We start from the raw sequence: 22262 nt of genomic DNA on the forward strand, positions 1-22262 counted from the left end.
CTGCCGTCAGCGCACAGCGGTCTCAGGGATCCGTACCGGCGCAGCCTGGTGGTGGCGCTCCAGTTTGGCGCCCTCGACGTCCACGTCAGGCAGGACGCGGTCGAGCCACCGCGGAAGCCACCACGCCTTGTCACCCGCCAGGTGCATGACCGCCGGAATGATCAGCATGCGCACGACGAAGGCGTCGACGAGCACGCCGAAGGCCAGGGCGAATCCGACCGGCCGGATCATCGTCATGTGGGAGAACATGAACCCGCCGAAGACCGAGATCATGATGACCGCGGCGGCGGTGACCACAGCCCTGCCCGCACGCACGCCCTCGGTAACCGCCTGCCGGGCGGGAGCACCGTGCGCGTAGGCCTCACGCATCCCTGAGGTGAGGAAGAGCTGGTAGTCCATGGCCAGCCCGAACAGGATGCCCACCAGCAGGGTCGGCAGGAAGTTGAGAATCGGCGCGGGATCGGTGACGCCGAAGACGCTGCCGAGCCAGCCCCACTGATAAACGGCCGTGACGCCGCCGAGCGCCGCGAACAGCGACAGGACGAAGCCGCCCGTGGCGATGAGAGGCACCAGGATCGAGCGGAACACGACGATCAGGATGAGCAGCGACAGGCCGACGACGAGCACGAGGTAGGTCGGCAGGGCGTCGGCGAGCTTCTCGGAGATGTCGATGTTGGCGCTGGCGCTGCCCGCGACGGACAGGGAGACGTCGTCGGAGTCGAGGTCAAGGGTACGACCGCGCAGGTCGTGGACGAGGCCCTCGGTGGACTCCGAGGTCGGTCCGCCGGTCGGGACGACCTGGAAGACGAGGACGGTGCCCTTGTCGTTGGCGCCGATGGGGGCGACCGCGGTCACACCGTCGACGTCCATGAGCTGCTTGCCGAGGCCGGCCTGCGCCGGCGCGAGGCCGTCCCCGGTCACGCCGTGGCCGAGGTCGGCGACGACGATCAGGGGCCCGTTGGCGCCGGCACCGAACCTCTCGGTGATGGCGCTGTAGGCGCGGTACTGCGTGGAGTCGGCGGCCTCGGACGCGCCGGTGGGCAGGCCGAGGCGCATCGAGGCGGCGGGCAGCGCGATGAGGGCCAGCGCGCCGACGCCGATCACGATGCGCAGTACGGCACGGCCGGTGGTCGTCGGCCGCACCTGCTTGGGCGCCGCCGGGGTCGCGGCGTTCCCTGCGGCTTTCGCGGCGGAGTTCCTGTCACGCCGCGGGAGCAGCCGGTGCCCGAGCAGGCCGAGCAGTGCCGGGGTCATGGTCACGGTGAGCAGCACCGCGACGGCGATGGCGACGGCGCCGACGGTTCCCATCAGCGCGAGGAACGGGATGCCCGTGACGTTGAGGGCCAGCAGTGCGATGAGCACGGTGCTGCCCGCGAAGACCACCGCGTTGCCGCTGGTGCCGTTGGCCAGCCCGATGGACTCCTCTACGGCCATGCCCGCCTTCAACTGGCGGCGGTGGCGGTGCAGGATGAACAGCGAGTAGTCGATGCCGACGGCCAGGCCGAGCATGGCGCCCAGGATGGGCGTCACCGACGTCATCTCGATGGTGCCGGACAGGGCCATGGCTCCCGCGACGGCCACGCCCACGCCGAAGAGCGCGTTGAGGATCGGCAGCCCGGCGGCCACGAGGGTGCCGGTCATGATGATGAGCACGATCGCCGCGACGACCAGGCCGACCGCCTCGCCGACGCCGCCCAGCTGGATCTCGCCCTGCGCGATCTCGGCGGAGTAGTCGGCGGTGACGCTCTCGGGGAGAGCCGTGTCGATGGTCTCGGTGACGGCTTCCTTGGTCTCCGGGGTGATCTCCTGCTGCGGCAGGTCGAAGACGACGGTCGCGGTCGCGGTCGAGCCGTCGGAGGAGACCGTACGGATGTCCTCCGCCATGGTCAGCAGGTCGCGTCCGACGAGCAACTGCTTTTCGGACTTCTCCAGGGTGGTGCTCTGCCTGTCGAGCTCGGCCTGCTGCGCGTCGAGCTGGGCGAGGGTCGCCTTGAGTCGCGGGTTGGAGCCGGCCTGCTCGATGGCCGCCTCGGTTTGTGAACGGGCCTGGTCGAGTTGCTTCTGGCCCTTGGCGAGCCGGTCGCGACCGTCCTCGACCTGAGCCAGGCCGTTCGTGATCTTCTTCGCCTGGTCCGCGCGCGCCTCGGCGGAGGTGAACGGGTCGGCGACCTGGTCGACGCCGTCGAGGTCGGCGACCTTGCGCAGCGCGGCGCTGATGCCCTCGCGCTGCGCGTCCGTGAGTTCCGCACCGTTCCTGGAGTGGATGACGACCTGCCCGGTGCCGCCGCTGGCCACGGGCAGTTCGGTCTTGAGCCGGTCGGTCACCTGCGCCGTGGGCGTGCCGGGGATGGTCATCGTCGAGCTCATGGTCCCGCCGAAGGCCAGGAAGGCTCCGACTGCCAGGGCGAGCACGGCGACCCAGGCCGTGATCACCCACCAGGCCCGCCGGGCGGTGAACCGGCCCAGTCGGTAGAGCAGTTCGGCCATCGTGGACTCGCCTTCTGGTTGTGATAGGGGGGCTGAGATGGGGATCGATTAAGCGGATAAGACATATCCGATTCCGGAGTCTAGCGAGAAGCGGATAGCGATCATCCGGTTCATCGGGGGCATGGGCTGTGATGTTGATCCCACCTATCCGCTTAGGGGTACGCTTGAGGCGTGATGCCGCGACCCGTTGCCGCCCATGAGCCGGCGTCGCGTGGGGCCCTGCGCCGGGACGCGGAGCGCAACCGGGACCGCATAGTGCGCGCCGCCCGGGAACTCTTCGCCGAGCGTGGCCTAGCCGTCGGCTTCAACGAGGTCGCCCACCACGCCGGCGTCGGCGTCGGCACCGTGTACAGGCGCTTCGCCGACAAGGAGGAGCTCATGCACGCGGCGCTGGCGGAGCCGCTGGGCGAGCTGGCGGAGGTCGCGCAGCGAGCGGGTCAGGCCGAGCGGGCCTGGGACGGCCTCGAACTTCTCCTGGAGAGCATCACCGGGCTCCTGGTGGACAACCTCGGGCTGCGGGACGTCGCGCTGGGCGGTGGTGGATGGCGGCTTGGCAGGCCCACCGTCGAGCTCGTCGCCGAGGTGATGAAGCACCTGCTCGACCGGGCGCGGGCCGAGGGAGATCTGCGTGACGGTGTCGTCGGCGACGACGTGACGATGATCCTGTGGCTGGTGACCGACCTGGCGCAGCATTCCGTCCAGGTCCACCCGAGTCTGTACCGCCGCTATCTGCAGGTCATGCTCGACGGGCTGCGCGCTTCGCCGGGCAGGACGCCGCTGGTGGAGAGGCCCGCCGAGCAGCAGACGCTGACGATCTGTCGGCGCTGGGCCGGCGCGCCCCTCTGAAGGGCGTTCAACTCACGGCAGCGCTCGGTCGCCCTCGACGGGCCGATGGACGCGAGCCGGGCAGGCCCACCTCCGCCCGGACTTCCGCAAGCCGCTCTCCGGCGACGATCGGCCTCTGCCGACCGGTGCTTTCCAGGCGATCCACGGCCTCGTTGCGGTGTCGCATCGCGAAGTACAACGCGGTGTTCTCCAGGCTGGAGGGCGGGACCGTCGGATCATGCGGCATGGTCAGGGCGTGGCCTTTCCGGTACGGCGATGGAGGTCACCACCAGGCCGTCGGCCACCAGCCAGCGGCCGGTGAAGCCGGTCAGTTCCCTGCCCGCCACCGAGGGGCCGGGGACGAGCAGGCGGGCGGTGAACGTACCGGACGGGTCGAAGACAAGGTGGGCCTCCTCGAAGCCGAGCCAGCGCCTGGCCAGCGGGAACCACGCCTTGTAGACGCTCTCCTTGGCGCTGAACAGCAGCCGGTCCCAGTGCACGCCGCCGTCGAGCCGCGCGATCGCCGCCCGTTCGGCCTCCAGGGAGACCGCGTCCAGGACGCCGTCTGGCAGCGGCTCGTGCGGCTCGGCGTCGATGCCGACGGTCAGCGCGTCACGGGAGACGGCCGCGGCGCGGTACCCGGCGCAGTGGGTGATGGCGCCCACCACCCCGCCGGGCCAGCCGGGGGCACCGCGCTCGCCGGGCAGGATCGGCGTCGGCGGCAGCCCGAGGTGGGCCAGGGCCTGGCGGGCGCAGTGGCGCGCGGTGGCGAACTCGCGCCGCCGCTTGTCCACCGCACGGGCGATGACCGCCTCCTCCTCGGGGAACAGCGTCACCCCCGGCGGATCGTCGAAGGACTCCGCGCTCGCCACCCACGGCGGCAGGATCTTCTCGATCATGCGACGGGCTGCCGGCCGGGCAGGATGCGCCGCAGCTGGCCGGGCTTGGCGGAGCGGGGACGCCATTCGCGTGGATAGCCCAACGAGACCTCCTCGAAGCGGACCCCGTCGTGCCAGGTGGTCCGGGGGATGTGCAGGTGACCGTAGACGACGGTGGCGGCGTCGAAGCGCAGGTGCCAGTCGGCGGTGCGCTCGGTGCCGCACCAGATCGCGAACTCCGGGTGGCGCAGGATCAGGGTGGGCTCGCGCACCAGTGGATAGTGGTTGACCAGCACCGTCGGCACGCCGGGCGGCCTGGCGGAAAGGCGCCGCTCGGTCTCGGCGATCCTGGCCTCGCACCACGCGTCCCTGGTCGGGTACGGGTCGGGGTGGAGCAGCATCTCGTCGGTGCAGACCACGCCCTTGTCGTACGCGCGGGCCAGCGCCTCCTCCTTCGTCGCCAAGCCGGGCATCCGGAAGGTGTAGTCGTACAGCACGAACAGCGGGGCGACGGCGATCGGGCCGTCGGGGCCGTTCCAGATCGGGTACGGGTCCTCGGGCGTGGCCACCCCCAGGTTCCGGCACACCTCGACCAGGTGCCGGTAGCGCTCCTCGCCACGCAGCTGGACGGGGTCGCTGGGATGGGTCCACAGCTCGTGGTTGCCGGGCGCCCAGACCACCTTCTCGAACCGGTCGGCGAGCAGTCCCAGGGCCCACGCGACGTCGGAGACCTTCTCCGAGACGTCCCCGGCGACCAGCAGCCAGTCAGAGTCGGAGGTGGGCCGCAATTCCTCGACGATGCGCCGGTTCTCCTGGTAACCGATGTGCAGGTCGCTGATGGCCAGCAGTGATGTCATGCCTGGCCCGTCCTTCGCGGACCGGCGCATCCCGGCACCGGGCCTGTCGAAAACGGACCGGTGACCGCCGCGCACCGGCCGCGCACCGGCCCTGGGAGCGACTCCCGCGTTTCCCCGTTCACAAACACCGCCGCCTCCGTCCCGCCCGTTCCCCGGGCGCGGTCACGAATCTGTGATCGCCGAGCAAGGGAACCTTCTCACGATCGCCCCCGGACGCGCACTCCGCCCTACCACGACGGACCATGCCGTTTACCGGTAATCTTTTCCTTTTTATTATTGAATGTCATTATTTGATGTCTTTCGTCCTACGAAGGGACGGGTAAGGCGGCACGGGTCTCATCATCAACCGTCAACGGGAGTGAAGACGCTGAACCCGGCGACGGCTCCGAGCTGCCTGAACCGGATCTTTCTGGCCGCCGCCCCGGCGATGTCGCCGTCGCCGGGGTGGGCGAGGACAGGGATTCGCGCGACAGGTCCGTTCCGGAGCCGGAGCGGCGGGCGGTGACATGCGCTGGGGCGGGCTTTCAGCCCCCCGTGCCGGTCGTGTCGTGCGAGGCGCCGACGGGTTTCGACTCAGGTGATCCGCGCTGGCGCAGATAGACCGAGAACACGACCATCGACAGCACGGCGAGCAACTCCGACTGCCAGTTCTGCAGACTGCGGTTCCAGAAGTCGGCTGAGACCACGTAGCCCGCCCAGCTCACCGGATCCTGCAACTGGGCGAGTTGCCGCTCGTTGTAGGCGGCGTTGCCCGCGACGGACTGGCCCAGCCAGGACAGTATGAAGATCACCCCCATCAGCAGGCCGAGGGAGTTGCCGTACAGCGTCTGCCGCAGTCCGGTCGCCTTGGCCCAGCCGGGACTGCCGGGCAGGGCGTGTCGTCCGATCCTCTGCTCGGCGTCGCCTTCCCGGCCCTCCTCGCCGGGCTTCTTCGACTCCGGCGAGCCTCGTTGCACCAGCCAGACCGTGACGAGGATGAACAGCAGGAACTGCAGGTACTCGGACTGCCAGTTCTCGGCGACGTCTACGGCGAAGTCGGAGGAGGTGACGTAGGCCGGCCAGGAGATCGGCGCGCTCCCCTCGCTGAGCCGCCGGGCGTTGGCGTCCGCGTTGCCCGCGACGGACTGCCCGGCCAGCGCCAGCAGGAATGCGATCAGGAAGAACAGACTCAGCGAGTTGTCCCTGACGAAACGTCTCATGCGCCTTCCCCCTAGCGGTGCAGCAGGCCGATGACGAGGAAACAGATCAGGCCGACCGTGATGACGGCGACGGTCGTGACGAACATGGCGCGCACCTCAGGACTCCACTTCGCACCTGTAGGGCCGTTCGCCGCGGGGACGGCAGCCCGCACCGCGTACCAGCCACCCCTGGGGGAAGTGGTGCAGGAAGACCGTGTCCCCGGTGAGCCGGACCTGAGCCTCGTCACCCCAGATCTGGGCGTCGCGCGCCCGGCCGCCGGGCAGGTCGAGGCCGAGGACGGTCGTGGCGCAGGTCTGGCCGCCGGTGCTCAGGCTCTCCGCCGCCTCCGGTGTCAGCAGTGAGCACGCCCGCTGCCCCTGACCGCTCTCCACTGCGAGGTAGAAATGCCGGGCGGCCTGCTCGGCGGGCGCGGTGGCCGTCGCCGCGCAGCCGGTCAGGCATGCCACCAGTGTCGGCACGACCGTCATCGTGCTCCGAACCTTCATCTGCCCCGTCTACCCCGCGTGATCGGGACTATCGCGTTCTCCGCGAAACGCTCCGGGCGCATCCGCTGATCCCGGCGATCAGGGGGTCCCGGTCCGCCGGGAAGCGGCCGAGACCGTAGCGGGTCAGGGCGGAGACGCGGGCCGCCCGGCCGGCCCGTACCGCCTGTTCGGGATCGGCGACGAACGCCTCATGGGCGTCGGCCAGGGCGGAGACGCGGGTGGAGGAGGTGGCGGTGATGGTCCCGCCCGGAGCGCCGCACTGCGAGACGAGACGAGGGTATGGACTCCCTCCACAGCTGGAGATCGTGGTCCTGGCTCAGGGTTGCTTGCCCATGGCCTGGCGGATCACGTCGCGGGCCCGGTCCATCATCGCGATCGGAGTGCCGACGAGCACGTTCTTGACAGCACCTTCCGTACCCGGGTGGGGATGGGTGGGAGCCAGGGCCTCGGCCGCCTTGACACCGACCGCCAGGCCGCGTCGCTCGATCTGGCTGGTGTGGGCGCGCAGCTGTGTGAACTCGTGGCGTTCCTCGTTGTGGGCGTGTGCGGTCACCATGGCCCGGAGCGCGGCCAGGTTCTCCATGAAGTCGGTGGCTTCGACGCCGGCCCGATCCATCTTCATGAGCAGTTGCTTGGCCCGGTTCTCCTCCTGCAGGCGGTCGTCCACGACCGCGTCCCCGCCGTCGAGTCTAAGGCGGGCGTAGGGATGAACGATCTCCTCCTCGGCGGTCTCGTGGACGGCCAGCAGCCGGACCAGGTGGGTGAAGGACTCCGCCAGCTGTTCACCGGAGGCTCGCTCCACCTCGTCGAAAAGCTTCTGGATCCGCGCGTGCTGAGCCAGCAGCAAATCGACGACGTCGTTCTCGCTCATCGTCTCGGGCATCGTGTCGTGCTTGGCCATGCCACTCTCCCTTCAGGTAGGCCGATGCCTACCCTCGGTGATCGGGACCACGCGCGCTTGCCCGGAGCCTTACCAACTTCGCAACCTGCACGGATGAAGCGGAAAGATCCCGGGGGCCCGGCCGCGCATCGGCCGGGCCACCCGGTCGCGGCCTGCGTCCTCCCCGCCGATCTGACGCAGTTCAGCGTGGGTCAGGCGATGCCGACCGCGGGGGGGAAGCGGTCCCAGACCCGGTGCCGTCCCAGTAGCCGGACGATCTCCTCCAGCGCCGCGTCGCCGCTCTCCGCGACGAGCACGCCGGGCGCCGCGGTGTCGATCCCCGCGGCGGTGAGCGCCTGTTCGGCGTCCGCCCAGCCACCGAGCGGCTTGGCGTGGCGGAACGCCTCGGCGAGCATCAGCAGCACCCTCGGGTCGGTGGGCGTTCCGGTGACGCCGTTGCCGGCCTTGGCGTCCCGGGCGCCGTAGGCGTCCTTGCCCGGCGCGGGCGTGCCGGCCAGCAGCAGGGCGTCGAACTCGACGGACCTGGCCGTGGCGAACGTGCGCTGCACGGTGACGGGGTCACCGCCGTCGGCTCCGAGCATGCCGCCCGCCGGGGCGATGACCAGCGGCACCATGCCGCCGTCCAGGATCGCCTGGCGGAGGGTACGGACCGTCTCCAGGTCGCTGCCGTCGTCGGCGACGATGCCGATGATCCGGCCGGTGGTCGGCCAGGTCCGCCCGAGCTGGGAGAGCGCGGGGCTGGGCTCGACGGACGGCAGCGAGTTCACCGGCTTCGGGGCCGGCAGTCCCAGACCCTGGGCCACCTGCTCGCACAGGTACGAGTCGATCTCGGCGAGCGTCCTCAGGGCGCGTTCCTTGATCGCCTGCTCGTAGACCTTGCCGAGTTCGAAGGTGTAGGCGGCGATGACATGCTCGCGCTCCACCGGGGTCAGGCTCAGCCAGAACAGGCGCGGCTGGCTGAAGTGGTCGGCGTAGGACGCCGGAGCCTCGCGGACCTTCTCCGCCGCGGGCACCCGCACGGGCGTCTCCCGGTAGCCGCCCTCGGACTGCCCGGCGAAGAAGGGGCAGCCGCCGTCCAGCGAGTTGGGCTTGTAGGGCGCCACCCCCGAGTGCACCGCGTCTTGGTGGAAGCCGTCACGCAGCATGTCGTTGATCGGGGCGTGGGGACGGTTGATCGGGATCTGCGCGAAGTTGGGGCCGCCCAGACGGGTGATCTGGGTGTCCAGGTAGGAGAACAGACGCCCGGCCAGCAACGGGTCGTCGGTGATGTCGATGCCCGGCACCAGGTGTCCCGGGTGGAAGGCGACCTGCTCGGTCTCGGCGAAGAAGTTGACCGGGTTGGCGTTGAGGGTGAGCAGGCCGATCGGCTGGACCGGCGCCAGTTCCTCAGGCACGATCTTCGTCGGATCCAGCAGGTCGATGCCCTGGAAGGTCTGCTCGGGGGTGTCGGGGAAGGTCTGGATGCCCAGTTCCCACTGCGGGTAGGCGCCGGCCTCGATCGCGTCGGCGAGGTCGCGCCGATGGAAGTCGGGGTCCATCCCGTTGATCAGTTGTGCCTCCTCCCACGTCAGCGAGTGCACACCTGCCTTGGGCTTCCAGTGGAACTTCACCAGCGTCGTCGCGCCCTTGGCGTCCACCAGCCGGAAGGTGTGAACGCCGAAGCCCTCCATCATCCGGAAAGAGCGGGCGATGCCGCGGTCGGACATGTTCCACAGCGTGTGGTGGGTGGCCTCGGTGTGCAGGGAGACGAAGTCCCAGAACGTGTCGTGCGCGCTCTGGGCCTGGGGGATCTCCCGGTCCGGATGCGGCTTGCCGGCGTGGATGACGTCGGGGAACTTGATCGCGTCCTGGATGAAGAAGACCGGGATGTTGTTGCCCACCAGGTCGAAGACACCCTCACCGGTGTAGAACTTCGTCGCGAAACCACGCGTGTCACGTACCGTGTCGGCCGATCCCCGTGACCCCAGCACCGTCGAGAAACGCACGAAGACCGGCGTCTCGACGTCCTTGGCGAGGAACGCCGCCCTGGTCACCGTCGTGGCCGTGCCGTACGCGCGAAAGACGCCGTGCGCGGCGGCCCCGCGGGCGTGTACGACGCGCTCGGGGATGCGCTCGTGGTCGAAATGCATGATCTTCTCGCGCAGGTGGTGGTCCTGCAGCAGCACCGGCCCCCGCGGACCGGCCTTGAGCGAGTGATCGGTGTCGGTCAGCCGCAGTCCCTGGGCCGTCGTCAGGTACTCGCCGCCCTGGGCCCATGCGGTCGGTGGCACGTCGGTGAGCCGGCCCGTGGCGGTGAAGACCTCCGGGCCGGCCTGGTCGGGCTTGGGCGGGAGCGGTGCCCGGGGTTCGGTCGGCTCCTCCAGCGGGGCAGGTTCCCTGCCGGGCCTGCCGGGGATCTCGTTGGACGGCCCGCCGTCGGACACGGCATCGACCACCTTGTCGACGATCTTGTCAACCGTTCCCTTTGCTGGACGAGACTTTTCCATTATTCCCCCCTTGAGACGTGGCAGCAGTGGCTCTCCACCGTCTTCGAGAACTGATTTCGGACATGACGAAGCCGACGCGTCGGTGGCACGGGTTCCGGCCACCGGCGCCCGGCGATAGCAGTACGCCGTACCCCTGGTTTGGCGTTTGAAGCCACGGATCGCCCAGAGCGTCCGTTTCCTGACCATCGCCTCAGCACTTTTTCAGCGAAGCGTCGGTGTCGGCAGGCGCATTTCCTGATCGGTCGACGACGCGCGAACAGCGTCGCGCCCATGCGCAGAGCCGCATGTTTGGGACGGCTGGAATCCCCCGGATTCGTCCGTGGGGAGTGCTTCAAATTCGCCGTGCACACCGGACCAGACCTTCGGAACCGGGCATTCCGCATGAGTACCGCGATACTCATGCGGTTGCCGAAGACAGCGACGATTCTTGGCGTATGACTACCTTCGACAGCATGCCCGCGTGCTGCATCGCGCCCCCCGACCTGCTCGAGGCGGTCGCCGAGCAGGGCACCCCCGAGGAGCGGGAGGCCGCGCTCCGTACCCTGGCCACCTCGGAGAACTCCCGGGCGCAGCGCGCCTCGGTCACCGGCGCGCTGAGCCGGCTCACCCTCACCATCGCCGACGTGGCGCCGGCCCCCGGCATGGTGCGCACCGTCTACGACGCGGAGAACGGCGGTGACTTCGACCTTCCCGGCAGGAAACGGCGAGGGGAGGGCGATCCGCCGTTCGGTGACGCGGCGGTCGACGAGGCGTACGACGGGGCGGGGGCCACCTACGACTTCTACCGGACCGTCTTCGGGCGCGACAGCATCGACGGGCGGGGACTGGAGATCGTCTCCTCGGTCCACTACGGGAACGACTACGACAACGCCGCCTGGATCGGCTTCCAGATGATCTACGGTGACGGCAGCGGGCAGATCTTCAACAAGGGGTCTCTCACCAAGGCCGTCGACATCGTCGCCCACGAGCTGACCCACGGCATCACCCAGTTCACCGCGCACCTGGTCTACAGCAAGCAGTCCGGGGCGCTCAACGAGTCGTTCTCCGACGTCTTCGGGTCCCTCGTCAAGCAGTACGGCCTCGGGCAGAGCGCGGAGCAGGCCGACTGGCTGATCGGCGAGGGCATCCTGGGCAGCGCCCTGCGCGGGACGGCCCTGCGGTCGCTGAAGGCGCCGGGGACCGCCTGGTCGACCCCCACGGGTGGCCGCGACCGCCAGCCCGCGCACATGCGCGACTACCTGGACCTGCCCGACGACGGCAACCCCTCCAACGACCACGGAGGCGTCCACCTCAACTCCGGCATCCCCAACCACGCCTTCTACCTCGCCGCCACCGCCATCGGCGGCAACGCCTGGGAGCGCGCCGGCCGGATCTGGTACGTCGCCCTCACCGAGCGACTCCGGCCGCGCTCCGACTTCCGGCAGGCCGCGGCGGCGACGGTGCAGGTGGCCGGGGAACTGTTCGGCGCGGACGGCGACGAGCAGCGCAAGGTACGCGCCGCCTGGCAACAGGTCGGGGTTCTCCAGGCGGGGCCGGTTTAGGATCGTGCTCATGAAGGTGTCGATCGTCCGGGGTGGCGGCATCGCCGGTCTGGTCACGGTCACCACGGTCGACTCCGCGGCGCTGGCGTCGCAGGAGGTCGCCGAGCTGCGCTCCAGGGTGGAGCGGGCCGGGCTGTCCGATGCGCCGGAACGCTCCGGCGCCTCCGCCGGGCAGCCCGACCGCTTCGACTACGAGCTGACCGTCGAGGACGGCGGCCGGGCGCACACGGTGCGCGTCGGCGAGGGTGACCTCTCCGGCCCGCTCCGCGCGCTCATCTCGTACGTGACCTCGCTGCCCGGCAGGCAGGAGCGGATCGGCCCGCCCGGCTGACCCCGCTCGCAGAATGCGCGGGTTGTCGATGTTCCTCCCCGCGCTCGTGAGGGTCTTCGTCGCGGATCCCGCGCCGAATTTCGGTACCGGTGACGCCTCGTCCCCTTTTGGGGAGGATTTCGCAGTGCGAAATTCCGTGCCCTCGTTGGTTTTGGAGCGGGAATCCTCATGTGCGGATTCGGTGATGGCATAATTCGCCAATGTGTGCAGGTCACAGGGCCAGCAGGATTTCTAGTTTTTGCTGGATAGATTACATCCTGGTGGCAAACAGCTATATGCCCGGATTGCCGGTGCGGGGGAAATCAGGGTTGCGAGGGGGCTTTTGACCATGTTGGAGGTAAGCGTGAAACGGGTCATCGTCGCCGTGGCCGTCACCGCCCTCGCGGCAGCCGCGCCGATGCCCTCGGCGCGGGCCCGGCAGGTGACCGCCGAACCGGGCGCGGAGGTCGAGTACGTCGTCCTGTACACCGAGGGCGCGCGTCCCGCCGACGCCCAGCAGGCCATCAGGGCGGCGGGCGGGAGCATCCTCAAGGAGAACGCCGCGGTCGGCGTCGCCACCGTCACGACGAGGAACGCCCGCTTCGCCGAGGCGGTGCGCGACGCCGACTCGATCGACGACATCGCCCACAACCGGTCCATCGGCAGCGTGCCCACGGCCGCCGGGGGAGTCGCGGGCCGCGCGACGGTCCAGGCCAGGGCGGTGGAGAAGGCCGGTGACGGCGCCCCCGCCGCCTCCACCTTCGGCGGGGCCGCCCCCAGCGGGGAGCCGCTGTCGGAGCTCCAGTGGGACATGAAGCAGATCCACGCGACGGTGCGGGGCTCCTACCGTCATCAACAGGGTGACCCGGGCGTGCTGGTCGGTGTCATCGACACCGGCGTGGACGGGTCCCACCCCGACATCGCGCCGAACTTCAACCGCGAGCTGAGCCGCAACTTCACCGTCGACATCCCCGTCGACGCCGACGGCAACAAGGCCGACGGCCCCTGCCAGGCCGAACCGGACCATTCCTGTAACGACCCGGCGGACGTCGACGAGAACGACCACGGCACGCACGTGGCGTCGTCGATCGCCTCGCCCGTCAACGGGCTCGGCATGTCGGGCGTGGCGCCCAAGGTCTCGATCGTGAACCTGCGGGCCGGGCAGGACTCCGGCTACTTCTTCCTGCAGCCCAGCGTCGACGCGCTGACCTACGCCGCCGACATCGGCGTCGACGTGGTCAACATGAGCTACTACATCGACCCGTGGCTGTTCAACTGCGTCGACAACCCGGCGGACTCCCCGGCCGAGAGGCTGGAGCAGGCCACGATCATCAAGGCCGCCCAACGGGCGCTCACCTACGCCTACAACAGGGGTGTGACCCTGGTGTCCGCGGCGGGCAACGGCGCCACCGACTACGCCAGGGAGCTCGCCGACGGCTCCAGCCCCGACTTCGCCGGCGTCCCCGGCGAGCTGCCCCGCCCGCGCACGATCCCCCCGAGCTGCGTCTCCATGCCCAGCGAGGGCAGGCACGTGATCTCGGTATCCTCGACCGGCGTCAGCAGGCGCAAGTCGTACTACTCCGACTACGGCGACGGTCACGTCGACGTGGCGGCCCCGGGCGGCGACGTCTACGACACCGGGGACGGCACCCGCGACGTCACCAGGGCGACGCTGGCGGCCTACCCCAAGGCGCTGGCCGAGGAACGCGGTCAGCTCAACCCCGACGGCACGCCCAACGTGACCAGCGTGGTCCGCAGCTGCCGGGGCCAGGTCTGCGCCTACTACCAGTACCTTCAGGGCACCTCGATGGCCTCGCCGCGCGCCGCAGGAGTGGCCGCGCTGATCGTCGCCAGGTTCGGCCGGCCCGACCGGGTGCACGGCGGCAAGACACTCCACCCCGCCGTGGTGGAGATGGTCCTCAAGGGCACCGCGACCAGGACGGCCTGCCCGGTCCCGGCCACCCACACCTACACCAGGCACCTGCCGGGCGGCGGCACGGCGACCACGACGCACACGTGCGAGGGCGGCGGTCCGGGTAACGGCTTCTACGGCTACGGGATCGTCGACGCTCTGCGGGCGGTGCGCTGACCCGGGCCGGCTGTCCGGCCGCCGCCACGGCGGCGGCCGGAGCGCTCTCGGCGTACGGAAGGGGAGGCCGTCACAACTCGTCCCAGGCGGAGAGCAGCGGATCCGCGGCGGCGGCCGGGGCCGTGATCGACCAGCGGCCCGGCGGCAGGTCCAGTGAGCACGAGCCGTCGGCCAGCCGCCTGGTGGGGAGCCGCTCGGCCAGCCCCATCAGGAAGGTGCCGTTGACGGTCATGCCGTCCCAGGTGCCGTGGACGGGGAGCACCGCGCGGGCGGTCACGCCGGGCGGGACCCGGAAGACGAACTGCAGGCCGTCAGGGCCGGCGCGCCATCCCGACTCGACGGTGCCCGCGGGGCTGTCGTACCTGGCGTGCGCCTGCCGCAGCAGCGGGACGGGTCCCGGGCGCAGCAGCGGCTCGGTGAACCCGCCGTTCACCCCGCGCGGGTCGTCGCCGACACCGGCGACGTGGCGGAAGAGCCAGTCGCCGACGCAGCCGTAGGCGTAGTGGTTGAAGGAGTTCATCGTCGGGGTGTGCATGCCCCGCCGGTGGTGCCAGGCGTCCCACCGCTCCCACATGCTGGTCGCGCCCGCCCGCAGCTGGTAGCGCCAGGAAGGGTGCCCCTCCTGGTTGAAGACCCGGCAGGCGACGTCGTGGTGGCCGGTCTCCGAGAGCGTCGGCAGCAGCAGCGGCGTGCCGACGAAACCGGTCATGAGCCGGTGGCCGTCCGCCCTGACCAGCTCCGCGAGCGCCGCCGCGGTCCGGGCACGGTTCTCGGGCGGGACGAGGTCCCAGGCCAGGGCGAGGGCGTACCCCGTCTGGGTCTCGGTGCGCAGCCGGTGCTCGGTGAGGAAGGCCCGCTGGAAGGCGCCCGAGACCATGGTCGAGGCCTCGCCGTACTCCCTGGCGTGCGGCTCGCCGAGCACGCCGGCGACGTCGGCGATCAGGCGCAGGCTCCGCGCGAGGGCGGCGGTGGCGATCAGGCTCTTGGACGTCTCCACGGTTCCAGGGGCCAGCCAGTCGCCCAGCGCCCGGCCGGGGCGGACCCCGTCGTCGCACTGTGCCAGGCAGTAGTCGGCCCAGCGCCGCATCGGCCCGTACGCCCGGCGCAGGGTACGGTCGTCGCCGTAGCGCCGCCACAGCAGCCAGGGCACCTCCACGATCGCGTCGGACCAGACCGGCGAGTCGAACCCGTACTCGGGCAGTACCGGAGCCACGTGCGGGACGGCCCCGTCCCGCCGCTGGCCGTCGATCAGCGTCGTCACCCAGCCGGAGAGGAACGCCTGGGTGTGCCGGAGGAAGCTCAGCGTCGAGGCGAACACCGAGATGTCGGCGGTCCAGCCGGCCCGCTCGTCACGCTGCGGGCAGTCCATGGGCACGCTGAGCAGGTTGCCCTCGGCGGAGGCGACGATGTTGGAGACCAGTTGCCTGACGGCGGGATCGGAGACGGTCAGGGTGCCGGTGACGGGCAGCGCCGAGGACAGGAGCACCGCCTCGGCGTCGCCGGCGGACATGCCGCCGGGCCATCCGGTGATCTCGACGTAGCGGAACCCGTGGAAGGTGAACGCGGGCTCCGCGACGTGCCGCCCGGCGGGGAGGAGGAACTCGTCGCGCTGCTCGGCCGTGCGCAGGTTGGCGTCGTAGAGGCGGCCGGTCGCGCTGAGCTCCTCGCCGTGACGGACCACCAGATGGACCGGGTACGGCGTGTCGATCCGCAGCCGGAGCCGTCCCACGACGTTGCGGCCGAAGTCGAGCACCTGAACGCCGGGGACGGGTTCGGTGACCGACACCGCGGCCAGGGTGCCGATCTCCCGCACAGGGGGAGCGGGATCGGCCTCCACCAGCAGGCCGGGTGGCGGCTCCAGCAGTGCCACGGCCCGTTCCCGGCCGGGCGGGGGTTCGCAGCGGACGGTCTCGCCCATCACCAGGTCGGCGCGGGGTATGCCCAGGTCTTCGGCCGTCCAGCCGGGGCCGGTGGCCGCGAGCGGATGGACGCCCTCCGAATCGCGCAGGAGCAGCCGCGCGCTGGCGGCGGGACGGTCGCCGTATCGGCGCGGCCCGCCCGCCGCGACGTGGCCGGCGTACCAGCCGGGGGCGAGCCAGACCTCCAGCAGGTTCTCCCCGGTACGCAGCAGCGCGGTGACGTCGGCCAGCCGGTAGCGGACCCGGCGGCCGTAGTCGGTCCAGCCGGGGGCGAGTTCCTCGTCACCGAGCCGCTCGCCGTTCAGCACCGCCCGGTAGACGCCCAGCGCGGTGGTCGCCAGCCAGACCCGCCCCGGCCGAGGCTCCCAGCCGAACGTCCCGCCGAGGCGGACGGCGCCCTCGCCGCTCTCGTTCCCGCCGTCCTCGACCCAGGGGGCGTTCCAGGCACCGCCCGCGCGCAGCCCGGTCACGAAGGTGCCGCCGAGGTGCCCGGCGACCGACCAGGTGTACGGGGTGAGCGGCTCCAGCGCCTCTTGGGGCACATCGGCCCAGCCGGTACCCGGCGGGAGGTCCCGTGCCCACACCTCGCGCCCGCCGGTGGACACCGTCAGCCGCTCGGAACGGAGCAGCCTGGCCGCCCAGGACAGGCGCGGGGAGGGGTCGTCGACGCCGACCGGGTCGACGAGCCCGCAGGTGTGGCAGGCGACCGCCTCGGCGGGCGGGGAGGAACCGACCGGCACCTGGCCGCCCGAGACGGCCCGTGCCATGCCGGGGGTTCCCGGGACGCGGATCATGCGCCGAGACCCGTCGTGAAGGCGTTGTGCAGTCCGTCGATGTCGACCCCGTGCAGGCTGGGCGCCATCACGTTGATCAGCAGTACGAAGCAGGCGTCGTGGTCGGGATACATCCACCACTGGCACCCGGAGGCGCCGCCGTGCCCGTAGAGCCGCCGCTCCAGCAGGCCGGGCGCGGAGTGGCGCAGGTTCCAGGTCAGCCCCCAGTCCTGGCCGGCGTTGACCGGGTCGGGCTGCAGCTTGACCAGGCCCGTGGTCTGGGGTTCCGTCATGGCGGCCAGGGTGATCGGGTGGACCGGCGCCCGGTCGCCGCGGAGCAGGGCGCCGCCCAGCGCGAGCAGGTCCTCGGCACGGGAGAACAGGCCCCCGGCCGGATGCCGGAGCCGGACGAACCTGTCGTAGTCGACGCCGAGCAGTTCGACGGCCCTGACCTCGGCAGGGTCGCAGGCCGGGTCGAAGGTGATCTGCCCGCCGCCGGGCACCAGCGCGTTCAGGTCGGTGTCGATCACGTCGGCCAGATCCCTGCCGGTGACATCCCTGATCATCTCGGCGATGCCGGCGAAGCCGATGTTGCAGTACTGGCTGAGCGTGCCCGCCTCGAACAGCGCGGGGGCGGCGATCAGATGTTCCACCAGGTCGTCCGGGGTGAGCGTCTGCTCGGCGATGCCGCTGGTGTGGGTCAGCAGGTGCCAGAGCGTGACCTCGTCGGAGCGCAGCCCGCCGAAGCCGGGCACCGCGTCACGGAGCGGGCGGCGCAGCGAGAGCAGTCCCCGCTCCACCTGGCGCATGGCCAGCAGGCCGACCAGCGGCTTGGTCACCGAGAACAGCGCGAAGTGGTCGTCGGCGCGGGTCGCGCGTCCGTCGTGCTCTCCGAAGGACTCCAGCAGCACCGTGCCCTGCGAGGTGGCCGCCCCGAGCACCGCGCACGGGAGTCTCCCCTCGCGGACCATGCGCCTCACCCACTCGACGGCGAGCGCGAACGGTTGGTCGGTCATCCTTTGAGTGCTCCTTCTGTGAGTCCGGCGAGGACGTGCTTCTGCGCGAACACGTACACCGCCACCAGCGGCAGCGTGGTCAGCAGGACGTGGGCGAAGACGAGGTTCCACTGCAGGGTCTGCAGCGTGCCGGAGGCGAACTGGAAGAGGGTGAGGGGCAGGGTCGCGTTGCCCTGCCCCTTGAGGAGGAACAGCCCGAAGAAGAAGTCGTTCCAGACGTTGATGACCAGGATGACGCTCCCGACGAAGAGCACCGGGCGCAGCAGCGGCAGCAGGATGCGCGCGAAGATCTGCGGCCGGGACGCCCCGTCGATGGCGGCGGCGTCCTCCAGGTCGGGCGGGAAGGCCCGGACGAACCCGGTGGCCAGGAAGACCACGATGCCCAGCCGGGTGCCGATCAGGACCAGCGCGTAGCCGAACGGGGTGCCGTCCAGGCCGAGCCCGCGCAGCACGTGGACGGTCGGGATGATCGACGGCGGGATGAGGATCGACAGGCTGAGCACGAAGTAGGTCGCGCGCAGCCACCGCGAGTCGCCTCGGCCGTAGGCCCACGCCGCCGCCGCGCCGAGCAGCAGCACGGCCAGCACGACGGGTACCGCGATCATGAGGCTGTTGGCGAGTCCGCCCAGGTAGTCGCCGGTGTCGACGACGGTCGTGTAGTTCTCGACGATCGCCCACCGCCGGGGCAGGCCGAGGCCGAGCTCGGCCGCCTCGCCGGCGGGCTTGAAGGAGTTCACCACGACCAGCCAGAACGGCACGACCACCCAGGGGATCGCGAACAGCGACAGCAGCGTGTACTTGACGACTCTCATCCCGTGACCTCCCGGCGGCGCAGCCACCAGACGAGGGGTACCGCCGTCGCGATCACGAGCAGCGTCACCGTGAGGCTGAGCGCGCTGGCGGAGCCGAAGAACCCCTGGCCCCACTGCTGGCGCATGACGACGTTCAGTGCCCTGGTGTGGTCGCCGGGGCCGCCACCGGTGGTGGCGGCGATCACGTCGTAGGCGCTGAGCGCGCCGACCAGGGTGACCGCGACGTTGAAGGTGATCGCGGGGGCCAGCAGCGGGAACCGCACCCGGGCGAAGCGGGTCCAGGGGCCCGCGCCGTCGACCCTGGCCGACTCGATGAGCTCCCTGGGCACCGAGTTCAGGCCCGCGATGTAGACGAGGGTGATCAGCCCGCTCCACTTCCAGGCGTCCACGAACGCGACCGTGAGCAGCGCGGTCGCGGGCTCGCCCAGCCAGGCCCAGTCGACGCCGAGAAAGGAGTTGACCGGGCCCGCCGGATCGAGGATGCCCCGCCAGATGTAACCGGCGGCCAGCGGCGAGACGAGGGTCGGCAGGAAGAACACCGACCTGAACACGGTGTTGACCCGGTCCGTCCGCTGCAGGGCGAGTGCGAGGCTCAGGCTGACGGTGTTCTGGATGGCCATGCACAGGATCGCGTAGAGCACGGTCACCGTGACGGCGTTCGTCAGGAGGTCCTGCTCGACGAGTGTGCGGAAGTTGTCCAGGCCGTTCCAGGTGATCTCCGAGCGGAATCCCGTCCAGGCGGAGAAGGCGAAGCGGGCGTTGAGCACGAACGGCAGCACGAAGAACAACGCCACCAGCAGCACGGCGGGCAGCGCCCAGGGCAGCCAGCCCCGCCGGCCGGGGTCCCCGGTCTCGCCGCCGCCCCCGCTCGCGGGGTGCGGTGCGGCCGGTGCGGCCCCGGTGGCCTCGCTGCCCGGGGGGTGCTCGCGCGGGGGTAGCGAGGTCACCATCCGGGCAGCCCGGCGGCCTTGGCCGCCTGCTCGACCTGGCCCTGCAGCTGGGTGGCGGCCTTCTGCGGATCCTTCTGCCCGGCGATCAGCTCCGACATCAGTGGCGCCAGCCCCGCCATGCCGGGGATGTCGGAGTTGAAGGCGATGACGGCGCCGTTGTCGTATGCCTTCTTGACGTCCTGGAGCACGGGGGAGACGTCCTGCGGACCGTCCACGCCCTGGAGCACGGGGAAGGTCTTCGCGGACTTCACGTAGTCGGCGTAGGCGGGGCCGGTCATGAACCGGACGAAGTCCAGCGCGGCCTTCTCCCGCCCGGCGTCGCCCGTCTTGGGTAGGTAGAAGGTGCCGATCGGCCCCGGCGCGTACGTCACCACGGCCTTGGTGCTCGACAGGCCGGTGAACCCGACGGTGTCGTCCACCTTCCGCTGGTCGCCGCCCGCGGCGGCGAGCATGGCCGGCAGCATGTCGGAGTGCTGGGCGACCATGGCGGCCTTGCCGGTCACCAGGGCCTTCATCGAGTTCTCGAACGTGGCGGTGGTGATGTCCCTGTTGAAGCAGCCGTCGTCCTGCAGCTTCCTGTAGGCGCTCAGCCCCGCCACGAACGGTGAGCCGGGGTCGGCCAGCGTGGCGGTGTGGCCCGCGATGGCCTTGCCGTAGGCGTTGGCCTCGTTGCTGGCGCTGACGTACAGCAGCGGCAGGATCTGCACCGGCCAGATGGACCCGCCCGACTCGAACACGGGCGTCACGCCCTTGGCCGAGAGCGCGCGGCAGGCCGCCGAGAGCTCGTCGAACGTTCCCGGGGGCTTGACGCCCGCGTCGGCGAGGACCTTCTTGTTGTAGTAGAGGCCGAAGACCTGGGGGAAGCCGGTGATGGCCGCGTAGACCTTCCCTCCCGTGGCGCCCGCGCTGCTGTAGAGGTCGCCGGACCTGGCGACGTACGCCTCGCCGGACAGGTCCCTGAGGTTCTCCGACGGGTTCAGGGCGAGCAGGTTGCTCACCGTGGCGTGGTATTCGAGGATGTCCGGCCGCTCGCCGGTGGCCCACTTGGTCTGGGTGCTGTCCTCGAACCCGTCGGAGGGGATCGGGACCAGCTCGATCGTGTGGCCCGACTCCCGCTCGAACCGCTTGTACATCTCCACCAGCGGGGCGGGGTCGGCGGTGTTGTGCCAGAGCGTCAGCGTGACCTTCCCGCCGTCGGTTCCGCCTGGTTCGGCGGCGCCGCCACAGCCCGCCGCGGTGAGGGTGAGGGCGGCACAGGCCGCGGCTCCCAGCAGTCGTTTCGATACCCTCATGCTCGTTATTCCTGTTCGTCACGGGGTTGGTGATAGCCGGCCTCCGGGCGGACGCCTGCACGCCTCCGGGCCACAAGACATGCGGGTTTCCGTCATGTTTCGTAGAACGTTCTCCATTGTTAGACCAGAGGCGTTTGCGGCGTCAAGGGCCACGTTCCAGGTGACCAACTCGTTAATAAGTGGTAAAACTCGGGTCTGGCGGGGATGGCCTCGACCGGGTACCGTCACCTCTGCGTTGCCAGAATGTATTTCGTTCTACACTCGAGCGCCGCGCCCATCCGGCGATTTGCCCCGCTTTTCCCCGAGGCTCGCCGCGGCGCCGTTCCCGCCTTTCGCCTACCGAAGGACTCGTGTGACCACAGGATCAGCACCGCGCCGGGTGACCATCGCCGATGTGGCAGGCCGGGCCGGCGTTTCCACGGCCGCCGTGTCCAAGGTGCTGCGCGGGGCCTACGGGGTCAGTCCCGGCATGCGGGCCAAGGTCCGTGAGGCCATGGACGAGCTCGGCTACCGGCCGCACGCCGCGGCCAGGGCCATGCGGGGCCGTACCTACACCCTCGGTGTGATGCTGTCCGACACCAGGAACCCGTTCTTCCCCGACATCATCGAGGGCGTCACCGGCCAGCTGGTCGGCACCGAGTACCAGGTGCTGCTCGGTCCGGGCGGGGACGAGCCCAGGAGCCAGGCGAGGATGACCGACGCGATGATCGACCGGAGCATGGATGGAATCATCCTGATATCTCCGGTCATGTCGAGTACGGAACTCGCCGCCATCGCCACCACGACGCCGATCGTGGTGATCGGCCGTCACGGAAGTGCCGCCGAGTACGACTCCGTGGTCGACGACGACGTCGTCGGTGCCCGCCTGGTGGTCGACCACCTGGCCGATCTCGGCCACCGGCGGATCGCCCACATCACCCATCTCGACCGGGGCCGCGCCTCCGGTGCCGACTCCCCGCAGGCCGTCCGCGCCGAGGGCTACCGCCAGGCCATGCGCGCCAGGGGCCTGGCGGAGGGGGTCGACGTGGTGGCCACCTCCTTCACCGAGGAGGGCGGCTACGAGGGGGCGCGGCAGCTGCTCGCCCGGCCGGCCAGGCCCACCGCGATCTTCGCCGGCGCGGACGTCGCGGCCCTCGGGGTGCTGCGCGCGGCCTACGAGGCCGGGTTGTCGGTCCCCGGTGACCTGTCGGTCGCCGGATACGACAACATCGGCATCGCCTCCCTCAATCCCATCTCCCTGACCAGCGTCGACCAGGACGGACACGTCATCGGGGCCACTGCGGCGCGCCTGCTCGTCGAGCGCATCGAGGGCCGCGGGCGGTCCGTCCTGTCCTCCGTCTCACCCACCCTCGTCGTCCGCGGCACCACCGGCCCACCGGCCGGACGGGAGTGACCGGACGGCGTCGACCCGCCGTTGACCGAGATCTCCCGAAGCACCCCG

General features: G+C 70.6%; 17 protein-coding genes. 5 read left to right on the plus strand and 12 right to left on the minus strand.

All coding sequences use genetic code 11. The features are described 5' to 3' along the window. Positions 1 to 6 precede the first annotated feature (6 nt). Positions 7 to 2487, minus strand: a complete 2481-nt coding sequence (locus ACFQVD_RS07270; protein WP_343976933.1) for an MMPL family transporter — start codon at positions 2485 to 2487, stop codon at positions 7 to 9. Positions 2488 to 2661: 174 nt separating this feature from the next. On the opposite strand from ACFQVD_RS07270, the gene ACFQVD_RS07275 reads away from it, so the two are divergent. Continuing rightward, positions 2662 to 3333, plus strand: coding sequence for a TetR/AcrR family transcriptional regulator (locus ACFQVD_RS07275; protein ID WP_343976930.1), 672 nt, complete (start codon positions 2662 to 2664; stop codon positions 3331 to 3333). 215 nt (positions 3334 to 3548) lie between these two features. Here the strand turns inward: ACFQVD_RS07275 and ACFQVD_RS07280 are convergent, their stop codons facing one another. From ACFQVD_RS07280 to ACFQVD_RS07305, 6 genes are all read right to left on the minus strand, one after another. Beyond that, positions 3549 to 4211 (minus strand): 4'-phosphopantetheinyl transferase family protein, encoded by a 663-nt coding sequence (locus tag ACFQVD_RS07280; RefSeq protein WP_364153033.1) that lies wholly within the window; start codon positions 4209 to 4211, stop codon positions 3549 to 3551. Beyond that, positions 4208 to 5047, minus strand: coding sequence for a metallophosphoesterase family protein (locus ACFQVD_RS07285; RefSeq protein WP_343976925.1), 840 nt, complete (start codon positions 5045 to 5047; stop codon positions 4208 to 4210). Before ACFQVD_RS07285 ends, ACFQVD_RS07280 begins: the two co-directional genes overlap by 4 nt. Before the next feature lie 524 nt (positions 5048 to 5571). Further along, a complete protein-coding gene (locus ACFQVD_RS07290; RefSeq protein WP_343976922.1) occupies positions 5572 to 6246 on the minus strand; it encodes a DUF6766 family protein in 675 nt (224 codons plus the stop codon). A gap of 96 nt (positions 6247 to 6342) precedes the next feature. After that, the gene (locus ACFQVD_RS07295) at positions 6343 to 6732 is read right to left on the minus strand and encodes a hypothetical protein (RefSeq protein WP_343976919.1); all 390 of its coding nucleotides are present in this window, start codon (positions 6730 to 6732) and stop codon (positions 6343 to 6345) included. A 316-nt stretch (positions 6733 to 7048) separates the two neighbouring features. Continuing rightward, a complete protein-coding gene (locus ACFQVD_RS07300; protein ID WP_343976916.1) occupies positions 7049 to 7633 on the minus strand; it encodes a hemerythrin domain-containing protein in 585 nt (194 codons plus the stop codon). A 191-nt stretch (positions 7634 to 7824) separates the two neighbouring features. Next, positions 7825 to 10119: a catalase gene (locus tag ACFQVD_RS07305; RefSeq protein WP_343976913.1), complete on the minus strand. Its 2295-nt coding sequence runs from the start codon at positions 10117 to 10119 to the stop codon at positions 7825 to 7827. 434 nt (positions 10120 to 10553) lie between these two features. Here ACFQVD_RS07305 and ACFQVD_RS07310 point away from each other — a divergent pair, with 434 nt between their 5' ends. From ACFQVD_RS07310 to ACFQVD_RS07320, 3 genes are all read left to right on the plus strand, one after another. Next, positions 10554 to 11660, plus strand: coding sequence for a M4 family metallopeptidase (locus tag ACFQVD_RS07310; RefSeq protein ID WP_343976910.1), 1107 nt, complete (start codon positions 10554 to 10556; stop codon positions 11658 to 11660). A 10-nt stretch (positions 11661 to 11670) separates the two neighbouring features. Further along, complete coding sequence (locus ACFQVD_RS07315) at positions 11671 to 11991, plus strand: protealysin inhibitor emfourin (protein WP_343976907.1); 321 nt, start codon at positions 11671 to 11673, stop codon at positions 11989 to 11991. Positions 11992 to 12334: 343 nt separating this feature from the next. Continuing rightward, complete coding sequence (locus ACFQVD_RS07320) at positions 12335 to 14059, plus strand: S8 family serine peptidase (RefSeq protein WP_343976900.1); 1725 nt, start codon at positions 12335 to 12337, stop codon at positions 14057 to 14059. A 70-nt stretch (positions 14060 to 14129) separates the two neighbouring features. Here ACFQVD_RS07320 and ACFQVD_RS07325 read toward each other — a convergent pair whose 3' ends face one another. The 5 genes from ACFQVD_RS07325 to ACFQVD_RS07345 are packed head-to-tail and all read right to left on the minus strand — an operon-like array spanning position 14130 to position 20821. Further along, positions 14130 to 16745, minus strand: a complete 2616-nt coding sequence (locus ACFQVD_RS07325; RefSeq protein ID WP_386368434.1) for a family 78 glycoside hydrolase catalytic domain — start codon at positions 16743 to 16745, stop codon at positions 14130 to 14132. 23 nt (positions 16746 to 16768) lie between these two features. Further along, entirely contained in the window at positions 16769 to 17767 is a 999-nt protein-coding gene (locus ACFQVD_RS07330; protein WP_343967091.1) for a serine hydrolase domain-containing protein, read from the minus strand. Then, complete coding sequence (locus ACFQVD_RS07335; protein ID WP_343967093.1) at positions 17764 to 18579, minus strand: carbohydrate ABC transporter permease; 816 nt, start codon at positions 18577 to 18579, stop codon at positions 17764 to 17766. The genes ACFQVD_RS07330 and ACFQVD_RS07335 overlap by 4 nt, the downstream gene beginning before the upstream one ends. Continuing rightward, positions 18576 to 19529, minus strand: a complete 954-nt coding sequence (locus ACFQVD_RS07340; protein WP_343967095.1) for a carbohydrate ABC transporter permease — start codon at positions 19527 to 19529, stop codon at positions 18576 to 18578. The genes ACFQVD_RS07335 and ACFQVD_RS07340 overlap by 4 nt, the downstream gene beginning before the upstream one ends. Beyond that, a complete protein-coding gene (locus ACFQVD_RS07345; protein ID WP_343967097.1) occupies positions 19523 to 20821 on the minus strand; it encodes an ABC transporter substrate-binding protein in 1299 nt (432 codons plus the stop codon). The genes ACFQVD_RS07340 and ACFQVD_RS07345 overlap by 7 nt, the downstream gene beginning before the upstream one ends. 352 nt (positions 20822 to 21173) lie before the next feature. Between ACFQVD_RS07345 and ACFQVD_RS07350 the strand changes: the two genes are divergently transcribed. Further along, positions 21174 to 22214 carry a LacI family DNA-binding transcriptional regulator gene (locus ACFQVD_RS07350; protein WP_343967099.1) on the plus strand — a complete coding sequence of 347 codons (1041 nt, stop codon included), beginning with the start codon at positions 21174 to 21176 and terminating at the stop codon, positions 22212 to 22214. The last annotated feature ends 48 nt before the right edge of the window (positions 22215 to 22262 follow it).

Source organism: Streptosporangium amethystogenes subsp. fukuiense (genome assembly GCF_042665875.1).
GTDB lineage: Bacteria > Actinomycetota > Actinomycetes > Streptosporangiales > Streptosporangiaceae > Streptosporangium > Streptosporangium fukuiense.

Excerpts from the sequence above, each read along its gene's own strand:
- ACFQVD_RS07270 (WP_343976933.1), bottom strand. The coding sequence starts at position 2,487 with ATGGCCGAACTGCTCTACCGACTGGGCCGGTTCACCGCCCGGCGGGCC.
- ACFQVD_RS07275 (WP_343976930.1), top strand. The coding sequence starts at position 2,662 with ATGCCGCGACCCGTTGCCGCCCATGAGCCGGCGTCGCGTGGGGCCCTG.
- ACFQVD_RS07280 (WP_364153033.1), bottom strand. The coding sequence starts at position 4,211 with ATGATCGAGAAGATCCTGCCGCCGTGGGTGGCGAGCGCGGAGTCCTTC.
- ACFQVD_RS07285 (WP_343976925.1), bottom strand. The coding sequence starts at position 5,047 with ATGACATCACTGCTGGCCATCAGCGACCTGCACATCGGTTACCAGGAG.
- ACFQVD_RS07290 (WP_343976922.1), bottom strand. The coding sequence starts at position 6,246 with ATGAGACGTTTCGTCAGGGACAACTCGCTGAGTCTGTTCTTCCTGATC.
- ACFQVD_RS07295 (WP_343976919.1), bottom strand. The coding sequence starts at position 6,732 with ATGAAGGTTCGGAGCACGATGACGGTCGTGCCGACACTGGTGGCATGC.
- ACFQVD_RS07300 (WP_343976916.1), bottom strand. The coding sequence starts at position 7,633 with ATGGCCAAGCACGACACGATGCCCGAGACGATGAGCGAGAACGACGTC.
- ACFQVD_RS07305 (WP_343976913.1), bottom strand. The coding sequence starts at position 10,119 with ATGGAAAAGTCTCGTCCAGCAAAGGGAACGGTTGACAAGATCGTCGAC.
- ACFQVD_RS07310 (WP_343976910.1), top strand. The coding sequence starts at position 10,554 with ATGACTACCTTCGACAGCATGCCCGCGTGCTGCATCGCGCCCCCCGAC.
- ACFQVD_RS07315 (WP_343976907.1), top strand. The coding sequence starts at position 11,671 with ATGAAGGTGTCGATCGTCCGGGGTGGCGGCATCGCCGGTCTGGTCACG.
- ACFQVD_RS07325 (WP_386368434.1), bottom strand. The coding sequence starts at position 16,745 with ATGGCACGGGCCGTCTCGGGCGGCCAGGTGCCGGTCGGTTCCTCCCCG.
- ACFQVD_RS07330 (WP_343967091.1), bottom strand. The coding sequence starts at position 17,767 with ATGACCGACCAACCGTTCGCGCTCGCCGTCGAGTGGGTGAGGCGCATG.
- ACFQVD_RS07335 (WP_343967093.1), bottom strand. The coding sequence starts at position 18,579 with ATGAGAGTCGTCAAGTACACGCTGCTGTCGCTGTTCGCGATCCCCTGG.
- ACFQVD_RS07340 (WP_343967095.1), bottom strand. The coding sequence starts at position 19,529 with ATGGTGACCTCGCTACCCCCGCGCGAGCACCCCCCGGGCAGCGAGGCC.
- ACFQVD_RS07345 (WP_343967097.1), bottom strand. The coding sequence starts at position 20,821 with ATGAGGGTATCGAAACGACTGCTGGGAGCCGCGGCCTGTGCCGCCCTC.